The sequence below is a fragment of the Streptomyces sp. NPDC058576 genome, from assembly GCF_042718715.1.
GTDB lineage: Bacteria > Actinomycetota > Actinomycetes > Streptomycetales > Streptomycetaceae > Streptomyces.
In genome coordinates, this window is record NZ_JBHXPF010000059.1 from 1 (window position 1) to 11,867 (window position 11,867).

An 11,867-nucleotide genomic window follows, 5' to 3' on the forward strand; every position below is an offset into this window, starting at 1 on the left:
GGGCCGCACCCCGAGGAGAACCCGGGGTGCGGCCCTTGCGCTGTGCCGGCCGCGGATCAGCCGCGGCTCAGACTGGTCAGCTGCGGATCAGGCTGCGGAGCACGTACTGCAGGATGCCGCCGTTGCGGTAGTAGTCGGCCTCGCCGGGGGTGTCGATGCGGACGACCGCGTCGAACTCCACACCGGTGTCGGTGGTGACCTTGACCGTACGGGGGGTGGTGCCGTTGTTCAGCTCGGTGACGCCGGTGAAGGAGAAGGCCTCCTCGCCGGTGAGACCGAGGGTCTCGGCGGTCTGGCCCTCGGGGAACTGGAGCGGGAGGACGCCCATGCCGATGAGGTTCGAGCGGTGGATGCGCTCGTAGGACTCGGCGATGACGGCCTTGACGCCGAGGAGCGCGGTGCCCTTGGCGGCCCAGTCACGGGACGAGCCTGAGCCGTACTCCTTGCCCGCGAGGATCGCCAGCGGGGTGCCGGCGGCCTGGTAGTTCTGCGAGGCGTCGTAGATGAACGACACCGGGCCGTCAGCCTGGGTGAAGTCGCGGGTGTAGCCGCCCTCGGTGCCCGGCGCGATCTGGTTGCGCAGGCGGATGTTGGCGAACGTGCCGCGGATCATGACCTCGTGGTTGCCACGGCGCGAGCCGTAGGAGTTGAAGTCACGGCGCTCGATGCCGTGCTCCGTGAGGTACTTGCCGGCCGGGGTGTCGGCCTTGATGGCGCCGGCCGGGGAGATGTGGTCGGTGGTGACCGAGTCGCCGAGCTTGGCGAGCACCCGGGCGCCGGTGATGTCCTCGACCGGGGTCGTCTCCATCGTCATGCCCTCGAAGTACGGGGGCTTGCGCACGTAGGTGGACTCGGAGTCCCACTCGAAGGTGTTGCCGGTCGGGATCGGCAGCGCCTGCCACTGGGCGTCGCCCGCGAAGACGTCCTGGTAGGACTTGTTGAACATGTCCTCGCCGATGGCGTTCGCCACGACGTCGTTGACCTCGGCCTCGGAGGGCCAGATGTCCTCCAGGTGGACCGGCTTGCCGTCCTGGTCGACGCCGAGGGCGTCCTTGGTGATGTCGACCTTCATCGAACCGGCGATGGCGTACGCGACGACCAGCGGCGGAGACGCCAGGTAGTTCATCTTGACGTCGGGGTTGATCCGGCCCTCGAAGTTACGGTTGCCGGAGAGCACCGAGGTGACGGCGAGGTCGGCCTCGTTGACCGCCTTGGAGACCTCCTCCGGCAGCGGGCCGGAGTTGCCGATGCAGGTGGTGCAGCCGTAGCCGACGAGGTTGAAGCCGACCTTGTCGAGGTACGGGGTCAGGCCCGCCTTGTCGAAGTAGTCGGTGACGACCTTCGAGCCCGGGGCGAGGGTGGTCTTGACCCACGGCTTGCGGGTCAGGCCCTTCTCGACCGCCTTCTTCGCCACGAGCGCGGCGGCGACCATGACGTAGGGGTTCGAGGTGTTGGTGCAGGAGGTGATCGCGGCGACGGTGACGGCGCCGTGGTCGATCTCGTACGTCGTGCCGTCGGGGGCCGTGACGGTGGTCGGCTTCGACGGGACACCGTTGGAGGTGGCCGGGGAGTCGGAGGCCGGGAAGGACTCCTTGCCCGCCTCCTCGTCGTCGGAGACGTAGTTGCGGACGTCGCGGGCGAACTGCTCCTTGGCGTTCGCGAGGACGATGCGGTCCTGCGGGCGCTTCGGGCCGGCGATGGAGGGAACGACCGTGGCGAGGTCGAGCTCCAGCTTCTCGGAGAAGTCCGGCTCGGCGGCCGGGTCCAGCCAGAGACCCTGCTCCTTGGCGTACGCCTCGACGAGGGCGACCTGCTGCTCGTCGCGGCCGGTCAGGCGCAGGTACTTCAGCGTCTCGTCGTCGATCGGGAAGATCGCGGCGGTGGAGCCGAACTCCGGCGACATGTTGCCGATGGTGGCGCGGTTGGCGAGCGAGGTGGCGGCGACGCCCTCACCGTAGAACTCGACGAACTTGCCGACGACGCCGTGCTTGCGGAGCATCTCGGTGATGGTCAGCACGAGGTCGGTGGCGGTGGTGCCGGGCTTCAGCTCGCCGGTCAGCTTGAAGCCGACGACGCGCGGGATGAGCATGGAGACCGGCTGGCCGAGCATCGCGGCCTCGGCCTCGATGCCGCCCACGCCCCAGCCCAGCACGCCGAGGCCGTTGACCATGGTGGTGTGCGAGTCGGTGCCGACGAGGGTGTCGGGGTAGGCCTGGCCGCCCCGGACCATGACCGTACGCGCCAGGTGCTCGATGTTCACCTGGTGGACGATGCCGGTGCCCGGGGGGACGACCTTGAACTCGTCGAAGGCGGTCTGGCCCCAGCGCAGGAACTGGTAGCGCTCCTTGTTGCGGCCGTACTCCAGCTCGACGTTCTGGGCGAACGCGTCGTTGGTGCCGAACTTGTCGGCGATGACGGAGTGGTCGATGACCAGCTCGGCCGGGGCCAGCGGGTTGATCTTCGCCGGGTCGCCGCCGAGCTCCTTGACGGCCTCACGCATGGTGGCGAGGTCCACGACGCAGGGCACGCCGGTGAAGTCCTGCATGATCACGCGGGCCGGCGTGAACTGGATCTCCTGGCTGGGCTGAGCCTGGGAGTCCCAGCCACCGATGGCCCGGATGTGGTCGGCGGTGATGTTCGCGCCGTCCTCGGTACGGAGCAGGTTCTCCAGCAGGACCTTCAGGCTGTACGGGAGGCGCGCGGAGCCCTCTACCTTGTCCAGCTTGAAGATCTCGTACGACTCGTCGCCCACGCGCAGCGTGCTGCGGGCGTCGAAGCTGTTCGCCGACACGACAGTCTCCTTCTTCAATGTGCGCGTATCTCCGCGCCGCGCCTCATTGGCAGTCGGCGCCGCGTTTTGCCGTCTACGGCCCCGACCATCCGCTAAGGTAAGGCTTAGTTAGGTAACCCTTACCGTGCGGCGGCTGCGGTGCGCCCCGGCAGATATCTCGATGTCGAGATAACTCTAGTACATAGCCGCCGCTCGGTCATGCCCAGGTGCCCTGTCCGCTGTCATCGCGTACCGGCGTTGCGCGGCGAGCCCGGTCGTTTCGGCTTTGCCGGTGAACCCGGTCGCGCGGACGAGTCGTCCTCCGGCGCCCCGTCGTCCTCAAGGCTGAGCGCCCGGATTCGTGCTCGCCCTCGCGGCGGAGGTTGTTCGGTCCGCGGAGCGATCCTGGCCGGCCTCGCCGCTGCGAGTCTCGAAGCGCACGGGCCGGTCCGGCCCGTGGACGTGAGGAGCGCGGATGTTCCAGGCCAGGCCGACCACGACCACCGACGGAGCAGCAGACACGCCACGCCGCGAGGGCCGCCTGCCCAGGGCGTGGCGTGCGGCGCACGAGCCCGCCGCAGGGGTGCCGCGCTGGGCCCGCCTGGTCGCCTACGCGGTGCCGCTGGTGGTGCTCCCGTCCGGGATCTGGCGCCTGGGCGTGCTGTTCGACGCGGACAAGCGTGGCGGGTCGATCGAGGACTGGGCGATGAGCGGCTACATCGTCCTCCTCACCCTCGTCTCCGAGGTCCTCGCCTTCACGGCCGTCGGGCTGGTCGCCCGCTGGGGCGAGGTGTTCCCGCGCTGGATGCCGGGACTGGGTGGGCGGCGGGTACCGACGGCCGCCGCGGTCGTCCCGGCCACGATCGGCGCGACGATCCTGACCCTGGTCTTCACGGTCATCGGAATCATCACCACGGTCACCCGGTCCAAGACCAACGGCGATCCGCTGCCGGCCGACTTCCCGAGCGAGGTCGGCGGCTGGGAGACCGTCTCCTTCTACGCCTCCTACGTCCCTCTGGTCCTGTGGGGCCCGATGCTCGGCATCCTGACGTACGCGTACTGGCGCCGACGCAGGTCGGCGACGGCCGGACCGCTGATGCCGTCGGCAGCCGGCAGCGCGTGCCAGCCGACCGCCCCCGACGTTCCGGTGTCGACGGACCAGGGGACCATCGCGTGATCCCTGGCCGATCAGGCCGGTCGCCGCAGATCAGCGAGGAGAGGACGACTGACTTCGTCGTCCGGGGTCAGCCGTTCCACACACCCATCCACTGCTCGGCTCCCCACTCCTCGAACCGTTCGGCCTCGGTGAACCCGAGCTTCGCCGCGAGGCGGACGGAGCGGACGTTGGCCGTCTGGGTGGCGAGGACCACCGGTTCGCCGGGCAGCGCGTCGGCGAACCAGCCGAGTGCCGCTTCGCACGCCTCGGCGGCGTAGCCGTGCCCCCACGCCCGTGGCAGGAACAGGTACCCGAGCTCGGCCCGCCCGGCGGCCTGGCGGAGGTGTCCCGTGTTCTTGGTGAGCGTGACCTGGCCGATCATCGCTCCGTCGAGATCGACGACGAAGAGCCCCCAACGCCGGCGGGGTTCCTCGGGTAGCGCGCGTTCGAGTTCCTCACGCGGCTGGGGGCCGCCGACGAAGGCGCCCACCTCCGGAGAGGCCAGCAGCTCGATGAGCGCCGCACGGTCCCGGGCCTCGGGCTCACGGAGCACGAGCCGCTCGGTCCTGATGGGGGCGGGTGGCCAGGTCACGGATCCGAGTTCAGGCATGGCGGGCAACCTGTCGCGGGCGCGCGGAGGTGACCGGCTGCGGAGGCCGGCCCGGGGCGCTCGGCGCCCTCCGCGCTCCGAGCGGCCCACTCCAGAGCCGCAGCAGCCGGGCGCAGCCGTGTTTGACGTGCCCCCAGGCATCCGTGGTCATGGCTGCGACCAGTGTGGTCGCGGCGGTGGCGGCGACGGACACAACGGCAGGATCCACAGCGCTTTCCCTCCCCCTGGGGGCCGGTGCTCCCCGAGGCCACCAGTCTGCCCCGTCGGATGGCGGCCGTAGGGGGCGAACTCTGACCGTGGCGGATTCGACGCGATGCGCGCCGACTCGGGACGCCGAGGGTGATGCCGAGGGTGATTCGGTACGGAGGCTCACCCGGGGCCGGTCACGTCGCGGAGCAATTTCACGGAGCACCGGCGCGGAGTGATGACGCCTTGACCTTCCAGTCAGGTCGAAGGTTTACGGTCGGTGGCATGACCTCCATGCGGATCTCCCAGCTCGCCGAGCGCAGTGGGGTGCCGGCCACGACCCTGCGGTTCTACGAGAGCGCGGGGCTGCTCTCCGCCGCCCGGACCCCCGCCGGGTACCGGGTGTACGGCGAGGACGCGGTCGAACGGCTGGCGTTCATCGGCGCGGCGAAGCATCTGGGGCTGGCTCTGGAGGAGATCGGCGAGTTGGTCGGGGTGTGGGAGGCGGGCGCCTGCCGCGACGTGAAGGCCGATCTACGGCCCCGGATCGCCGCCCGGCTGGCCGACGCCGAGGTCCGCGCCGCCGAGCTCGCGGCCTTCACCGCCTCGCTCCGCGGCGCCCTGGCGCACCTGGACGCGTTGCCCGACCGGGCCGGCCGGTGCGACCCCGAGTGCGGCTTCCTCAGCGGGACCCCGGCGCTGGGCCGGGCCCCGGCCAGGGCCCCGGGAGGGGCTCCGGCCCCGGCCCCGGGACGGGCTGCGGCCCCTGCTCCGGCACGGGCTCCGGCCCCGGGACGGACTCCGGCCTCAGCTCCGGCCTCGGCGTCGGCCTCCGGCGGGGCCCGTGGCGGACAGCCCGTCGATGTCGTCCTCACGCCCGGCCGGCCGGGCGCCGAACAGGAGTTGGAGCGGTGGCGCGCGGCGCCGGTGGCCTGCTCCTTGACCGGCGAGGGACTTCACGAGCGCACCGCCCAGTGGCGCGAGGCCGTCGACGGCGCCACCCGGGCCGCCGTACCCGAGGGGCTGCGGCTGACCCTGCCCGTCGGCCGGGCCGCACGCATCGCCGAGCTGGCTGCGGCGGAGCAGCGGTGCTGCCCGTTCTTCGACTTCCGCCTCCACCTCGACGGCCCGCGGCTGCACCTGGAGGTCCGGGCGCCCGCCGACGGCGGCGCGCTGCTCGCGGACCTCTTCGGCTCCGCCCGCTGACTCCCCCGACCGAGACTCCGCTCACCGCCCCGCCCTGTACCGCCCGACCCTCACCAGGAAGTCTTCGCCGTGCTCGTCGCCCGTTCCATCGCCCTGTTCGTCGTCGCCGCGCTGTTCGAGATCGGGGGAGCCTGGCTGGTCTGGCAGGGCATCCGCGAGCACAAGGGCTGGGTGTGGATCGGCGCCGGCGTCATCGCACTCGGTCTGTACGGTGTGGTCGCCACCTTCCAGAGCGACGACAACTTCGGCCGCATCCTCGCCGCGTACGGCGGCATCTTCGTCGCCGGATCGATCGCCTGGGGCATGGTCGCCGACGGCTACCGCCCCGACCGCTTCGACGTCATCGGCGCCCTGGTCTGCCTCGCCGGCATGGCCGTCATCATGTACGCCCCGCGGGGCCACTGAACCCCGCCCCCGGCGTACGCCGTTCAGCTTTCCCCGCGCTTCTTCCGCGGGGCCGGGGAGGACCCGCCCCCGGTAGGGTCGGCGGAGGAAGAGCATCACCTGGGGGGCCGATGACAACAGCAGATGCACCGCCCATCGTCCTCGTGCACGGGACACGTTTCAGCGCGGGGCAGTGGAGCACTCAACTCGCCGCGCTCCGAGAGGAGTTCCCGGTGACCGCCATTGATCTCCCCGGCCACGGAGCGCGCTCGGAGCAGCCCTGGAGTCTCAGCGCCGCGACGGAGGTCATCGCCTCCGCGGTGGACTCACTCGGCCGCGGTCCGGCCCTGGTCGTCGGGCACTCGCTGGGCGGATACGTGTCGCTGGAGTTCGCGCGGAGCCGTCCGGAGCAGTTGCGCGGGCTGGTCCTCGCGGGCGCCAGCGCCTCCACCCGCGGCCCGTGGGCCACGCCCTACCGGTGGGTCGCCGGCCTGGTCCCCCGTATACCGGCGGACCGACTGGCCCGGTGGAACGACCGGCTGCTGCTGCGGCAGTATCCGCGGGACGTGGTGGAGGCGACCATCCGCTCCGGCTACGCCTTCCACACCCTGCCCGCCGCGTGGGGCGAGGTGCTGGGGCGCTTCGACACGGGTGCGCTGCGTCAGGTGGCCGCGCCGGTACTGATTCTGAACGGCGAGAAGGACTCCGTCTTCCGGTCCGGCGAGGCCGACTTCGCCCGTGCGCATCCGGATGCTCGCGTCGAACTGATCCCGCGGGCAGGGCATCTCGCGAACTTCGACGACCCGGACGCCTTCACCGACGCGGTCCGCCGCTTCGCCCGGCAGCTTCCTGTCACCGGCTGAGCACGCCGCTCCCACCTCAGCGGTACGCAGCGCACGATCACCCCACGCCGTTACGGAGAACGCGGTCGAGTGCGGCCCGGCCCGCGGGTCCCCAGGCCGGCTTGCCGCCGGGCAGCCCCCGGTCCCCGTTGTGGCCCATGAGCATGAGGAAGAGGCTCTTCAGCACGGCCAGTCCGCGGGCGCGCCGGATCGTCGCCCCGTCCGCGTGCGCGTACGCGTCGAAGAACCGTGCGGCGGCGCCCCGGGGGAGGATGACCCACGCGGCCGCGAGGTCCCATGCCGGGTCGCCGGCGAACAGGTCGCCGAAGTCGATCACGCCCGAGAGCGTCCCGTCCGAGACGACGACGTTCGCGGGGTGGAGGTCGCCGTGCACCCAGACCGGTGGGCCCTCCCACGCGGGGGCGGCGACCGCGTCGTCCCAGACGGCCCGGACCTCGTCGGCCCGGCAGTCGAGGGCGACGGACCGGAAGAAGTGGTCGAAGCCCTCGGTGTATTCGCCGGGGTGAGCGCCCCGGTCCGAAACGCCCGGCGCCTCGGCGGGCGCCGCCACGTGGAGTGCCCTGAGGAAGCCGGCCAAGGTGTCGGCCGCATGGTCGCCGCGGCTGATCGAGGTGCGGTCCAGCGGTTCGCCGGGTACCCACGTCATGATCGTCCAGCGCTTCGGGAAGCGTGCGGACGGTTCCCCGACCCGCACCGGGTGCGGGACGGGGAGCGGCAGCCGAGGAGCCAGGAGGGGCAGCCACCGGCGCTCCTTGCGCTGGAGCTCAGGGGCGCGTTCCGTACGGGGCATGCGTACGGCCAACTCGTCCCCGAGGCGCCACTGCTGGTTGTCCCAGCCGCCCGCGACCTCGCGGACGGCCAGCCCCGCGAGGTCCGGATGCTGCTGCCGGAGCAGGTCACGTACCAGGTCCGCCGTGATCTCGATCTCGGATGCGGTCATGCCGAGCCACGGTACCGGGGCGAGCCCGGCCGGTCAGTCGAGACAGAACTCGTTGCCCTCGATGTCCTGCATCACGAGGCAGGACTCGTTCTCCTCGTCGGCGAGGAGCAGTCGTACGCGCGCCGCGCCGAGCGGCAGCAGTCGCGCGCACTCGGCCTCCAGCGCGGCGAGGCGCTCCTCCCCCGTGAGCCCGGTGCCGACCCGCACGCAGAGATGCACGCGGTTCTTGACGACCTTGGCCTCGGGAACGCGCTGGAAGTACATCCGCGGGCCCACCCCCGTGGGGTCCTGGCAGACGAATCCCGCGTCCCGCTTCTCCGGCGGCAGGGAGAGGTCGTAGTCGCCCCACGAGGCGAACCCCTCCGGCGGCGGCGGTACGACGTACCCCAGCACCTCGCACCAGAAGTGAGCGACGCGCGTGGGCGACGCGCAGTCGAAGGTGACCTGAACCTGCCGGATCGATGTCATCGGGTCACCATAGAGGCGCGCCTTTCGAGAAGCATCCGAATTTCCGCCCCGCACAGACCTCCCCACCCCGGGGGTTGGCCGGGGAGAGCCCGGCAGGGAAAAGGAGGAGCGGAACGCGGAACGCGCTGCGAGGATGGCGCGCTCCAGGACCGGGGCCGCCCGGCACGCGCTCCAGCCCCGAGCAACGAGCCCCGAGCAACGAGCAACGAGCCCCAGGCACCCATCCCCCAGCCCTCAGCCCTCAGCCCTCAGCCCTCAGGAGACTCACCCACCGTGACCCGCACCGGCGCCGTTTCGCTGATCCGTTCCCGCACCCTCTCCGACGTGGCCGAGTACGCCTACGCGGCCACGGCGCCCGCCGGGTCCAGGCTGATCTTCCTCGCCGGTTCGTGTCCGCTCGATGAGCACGGCAACACCGTGGCCGTCGGGGACTACGCGGGCCAGGCGGCGAAGGCCGTGGAGAACCTGCGGACCGCGCTCGCCGACGCGGGCGCTTCCGTCGAGGACGTCATCAGCACCCGGGTCCTGGTGGCATCGGCCCGGCAGGAGGATCTCGTGGCCGCCTGGCAGGTCGTCCGGGACTCCTTCGGCGCCCACGACGTCCCCAGCACCCTCATGGGCGTCACCGTGCTCGGGTACGCCGATCAGCTCGTCGAGATCGAAGCCGTGGCCGCCGTCCTCGACGGGCCGGAGCCCGACGGTCCGGCTTGCCCGCCGTCGGCGTAATGACCGTGTGAACCTCCTCGCCCCCTCACCCTGAGGCGGGTGAGCGATGCCCGAGCCGCCGCCGAGAAGGCCGACGAGAAGAACGCGGACCGACTGACGACCCTGGCCGACGGGATCTTCGCCATCGCGATGACCCTGCTGGTCCTCGACCTCCACGTCGAACCGGGCCTGGACAGGGCCGCGTTCACCGATGCGGTGCGCCAGGCACTGCCGGATCTCGGCGCGTACGCCCTGAGCTTCACGATCCTGGCCGGGTTCTGGCGTGACCACCGGCTGATCGTGCGGCTGGTCCCGCGCTTCGAGGGGGTGGCGCTGCGGTTCGCGCTGCTGTGGCTCGGCGCCATCGCCCTCGTCCCGTTCCCGACCGCCCTGCTGTCCGAGTACGCCAGGCACCCGCTGGCGGTGGCCGCGTACGCGGGCATGGTCGCCGTCACGAACCTGCTGGAGCTGGCGATGTTCCTGACCGGCCGGAGGATGACGGAGCACGCGACGGACGCCGCCCGCGGGGACGTCGGCCGGGCGGTCGCCGCCGACCTGGCCTCGACCGCGGCGCTCTTCGCCGCGACGATGCCGGTCGCCTTCGCCGTCTCCCCCCTCGCGGCCATGTGGTGCTGGCTGGCCCTGGTCCCGGTCAAGCTCGCCCTCGCCCACCGGAAGCGCACCAGGGCCCGCCGACACGGCCGAGCAGGCTGAGGGCCCGGCCGACGGAGGTGAGACCCCGCCCGCACGGATGCCCGGCCGAAGGGCGTGGAAGTCCTGCCCCGTAGGGATGCCTGGCGGACGGGCGTGGGGCTCTGCCCCGTACGGACGCGCAGACCGCGCTCCTCGCTCCCGCGCGGGGGACGATGGGGAGACCCGGAGCACGCGGAGCCGGTACACACCCGTCACTCGAATGGCACACCCCCACAGCAGCCTCATCTCATATCTGAGATAGCCTGCCGCCATGTCAGACGACTACCTCGTACGCATCGGCAAGCTCATCCGTGACGCCCGTCAGCACCGGGGCTGGACACAGACGCAGTTGGCCGAGGCGCTCGCCACCAGTCAGAGCGCCGTCAACCGCATCGAGCGCGGCAACCAGAACATCAGCCTTGAGATGATCGCCCGCATCGGTGAAGCCCTCGACAGCGAGATCGTGTCGCTCGGTTACGCCGGGCCCATGCATCTGCGGGTCGTCGGCGGCCGCCGGCTCTCCGGGGCCATCGACGTCAAGACCAGCAAGAACGCCTGCGTCGCGCTGCTGTGCGCCTCGCTCCTCAACAAGGGCCGCACGGTCCTGCGCCGGGTGGCCAGGATCGAGGAGGTGTTCCGGCTCCTGGAGGTGCTGAACTCCATCGGGGTGCGCACCCGCTGGGTCAACGACGGCGTGGACCTGGAGATCGTGCCGCCCGCGCAGCTGGACCTGGAGGCGATCGACGCCGACGCCGCGCGCCGCACCCGCTCGATCATCATGTTCCTGGGCCCGCTGCTGCACCGGACGGATCAGTTCACCCTGCCGTACGCGGGCGGCTGCGACCTCGGCACCCGCACGATCGAGCCGCACATGATCGCGCTGCGCCGCTTCGGCCTGGAGATCGCCGCCACGGAGGGCCTGTACCACGCGCAGGTCGACCGCGCCGTCGCGCCGGACCGCCCCATCGTGCTGACCGAGCGCGGCGACACGGTGACCGAGAACGCCCTGCTGGCCGCCGCCCGCCACGACGGGACGACCATCATCCGCAACGCCTCGTCCAACTACATGGTCCAGGACCTGTGCTTCTTCCTGGAGGCCCTCGGCGTACGGGTCGACGGGGTCGGTACGACGACGCTCACCGTGCACGGGGTCCCGCAGATCGACGTGGACGTGGACTACTCCCCCTCCGAGGACCCGGTCGAGGCGATGAGCCTGCTGGCGGCCGCCGTGGTGACCGAGTCCGAACTGACCATCCGCCGGGTGCCGATCGAGTTCCTGGAGATCGAGCTCGCAGTTCTGGAGGAGATGGGCGTCGACTGCGACCGCACCCCGGAGTACGCCGCCGACAACGCGCGCACCCGCCTGGTGGACCTGACGGTGCGGCCCTCCAAGCTGGAGGCGCCGATCGACAAGATCCACCCGATGCCGTTCCCCGGCCTCAACATCGACAACGTCCCGTTCTTCGCGGCGATCGCCGCCGCCGCGCACGGCCAGACCCTGATCCACGACTGGGTCTACGACAACCGCGCGATCTACCTCACCGACCTCAACCGCCTCGGCGGTCGCCTCCAACTCCTCGACCCCCACCGGGTCCTGGTCGAGGGCCCGACCCGCTGGCGCGCCGCCGAGATGATGTGCCCGCCCGCCCTGCGGCCCGCCGTGGTGGTGCTGCTGGCCATGATGGCGGCGGAAGGCACCTCCGTACTCCGCAACGTCTATGTGATCAACCGCGGTTACGAGGAACTGGCCGAGCGGCTCAACTCGGTGGGCGCGCAGATCGAGATCTTCCGGGACATCTGACGGGCGGGGTGTCGTGGCTGGCGGCCGGCGCGGATGCGGCCCCCCACCCCCACCCCCCCCCCACCCACAAAACAAACAACAACAA

At 71.4% G+C, this 11,867-nt stretch carries 11 protein-coding genes; 7 read left to right on the forward strand and 4 right to left on the reverse strand.

What is annotated here, in order from left to right; all coding sequences use genetic code 11:
* Window positions 1–76: 76 nt before the first annotated feature.
* Window positions 77–2,791: an aconitate hydratase AcnA gene (gene acnA / locus ACFWRV_RS29770; RefSeq protein WP_384338880.1), complete on the reverse strand. Its 2,715-nt coding sequence runs from the start codon at window positions 2,789–2,791 to the stop codon at window positions 77–79.
* A 562-nt stretch (window positions 2,792–3,353) separates the two neighbouring features.
* Here acnA and ACFWRV_RS29775 point away from each other — a divergent pair.
* Window positions 3,354–3,947: a hypothetical protein gene (locus ACFWRV_RS29775; protein WP_384338922.1), complete on the forward strand. Its 594-nt coding sequence runs from the start codon at window positions 3,354–3,356 to the stop codon at window positions 3,945–3,947.
* 67 nt (window positions 3,948–4,014) lie between these two features.
* Here ACFWRV_RS29775 and ACFWRV_RS29780 read toward each other — a convergent pair whose 3' ends face one another.
* Window positions 4,015–4,536 (reverse strand): GNAT family N-acetyltransferase, encoded by a 522-nt coding sequence (locus ACFWRV_RS29780; protein ID WP_384338881.1) that lies wholly within the window; start codon window positions 4,534–4,536, stop codon window positions 4,015–4,017.
* Window positions 4,537–5,007: 471 nt separating this feature from the next.
* On the opposite strand from ACFWRV_RS29780, the gene ACFWRV_RS29785 reads away from it, so the two are divergent.
* From ACFWRV_RS29785 to ACFWRV_RS29795, 3 genes are all read left to right on the forward strand, one after another.
* Window positions 5,008–5,928: a MerR family transcriptional regulator gene (locus ACFWRV_RS29785; RefSeq protein ID WP_384338882.1), complete on the forward strand. Its 921-nt coding sequence runs from the start codon at window positions 5,008–5,010 to the stop codon at window positions 5,926–5,928.
* A gap of 69 nt (window positions 5,929–5,997) precedes the next feature.
* Entirely contained in the window at window positions 5,998–6,333 is a 336-nt protein-coding gene (locus ACFWRV_RS29790) for a YnfA family protein (protein WP_384338883.1), read from the forward strand.
* Between the two features lie 110 nt (window positions 6,334–6,443).
* Window positions 6,444–7,175 carry an alpha/beta fold hydrolase gene (locus ACFWRV_RS29795; RefSeq protein ID WP_384338884.1) on the forward strand — a complete coding sequence of 244 codons (732 nt, stop codon included), beginning with the start codon at window positions 6,444–6,446 and terminating at the stop codon, window positions 7,173–7,175.
* Between the two features lie 37 nt (window positions 7,176–7,212).
* On the opposite strand, the gene ACFWRV_RS29800 is transcribed toward ACFWRV_RS29795, so the two are convergent.
* Both ACFWRV_RS29800 and ACFWRV_RS29805 read right to left on the reverse strand, forming a co-directional pair.
* On the reverse strand, window positions 7,213–8,115 hold the full coding sequence (locus ACFWRV_RS29800) for an aminoglycoside phosphotransferase family protein (RefSeq protein ID WP_384338885.1): 903 nt from the start codon (window positions 8,113–8,115) through the stop codon (window positions 7,213–7,215).
* 33 nt (window positions 8,116–8,148) lie between these two features.
* Window positions 8,149–8,583, reverse strand: a complete 435-nt coding sequence (locus tag ACFWRV_RS29805) for a VOC family protein (RefSeq protein WP_384338887.1) — start codon at window positions 8,581–8,583, stop codon at window positions 8,149–8,151.
* Window positions 8,584–8,856: 273 nt separating this feature from the next.
* Here ACFWRV_RS29805 and ACFWRV_RS29810 point away from each other — a divergent pair, with 273 nt between their 5' ends.
* The 3 genes from ACFWRV_RS29810 to ACFWRV_RS29820 all read left to right on the forward strand — a co-directional run bounded on the left by ACFWRV_RS29810 (window position 8,857) and on the right by ACFWRV_RS29820 (window position 11,782).
* The gene (locus ACFWRV_RS29810; RefSeq protein ID WP_384338889.1) at window positions 8,857–9,309 is read left to right on the forward strand and encodes a RidA family protein; all 453 of its coding nucleotides are present in this window, start codon (window positions 8,857–8,859) and stop codon (window positions 9,307–9,309) included.
* A 39-nt stretch (window positions 9,310–9,348) separates the two neighbouring features.
* The gene (locus ACFWRV_RS29815) at window positions 9,349–10,002 is read left to right on the forward strand and encodes a TMEM175 family protein (RefSeq protein WP_384338890.1); all 654 of its coding nucleotides are present in this window, start codon (window positions 9,349–9,351) and stop codon (window positions 10,000–10,002) included.
* Window positions 10,003–10,252: 250 nt separating this feature from the next.
* Window positions 10,253–11,782: a helix-turn-helix domain-containing protein gene (locus ACFWRV_RS29820; RefSeq protein ID WP_384338891.1), complete on the forward strand. Its 1,530-nt coding sequence runs from the start codon at window positions 10,253–10,255 to the stop codon at window positions 11,780–11,782.
* Window positions 11,783–11,867 lie beyond the last annotated feature (85 nt).

Bases quoted from the DNA above. Each gene is read 5' to 3' on its own strand.
- ACFWRV_RS29780 (WP_384338881.1), bottom strand. From the start codon at position 4,536: ATGCCTGAACTCGGATCCGTGACCTGGCCACCCGCCCCCATCAGGACC.
- ACFWRV_RS29785 (WP_384338882.1), top strand. From the start codon at position 5,008: ATGACCTCCATGCGGATCTCCCAGCTCGCCGAGCGCAGTGGGGTGCCG.
- ACFWRV_RS29795 (WP_384338884.1), top strand. From the start codon at position 6,444: ATGACAACAGCAGATGCACCGCCCATCGTCCTCGTGCACGGGACACGT.
- ACFWRV_RS29800 (WP_384338885.1), bottom strand. From the start codon at position 8,115: ATGACCGCATCCGAGATCGAGATCACGGCGGACCTGGTACGTGACCTG.
- ACFWRV_RS29805 (WP_384338887.1), bottom strand. From the start codon at position 8,583: ATGACATCGATCCGGCAGGTTCAGGTCACCTTCGACTGCGCGTCGCCC.
- ACFWRV_RS29820 (WP_384338891.1), top strand. From the start codon at position 10,253: ATGTCAGACGACTACCTCGTACGCATCGGCAAGCTCATCCGTGACGCC.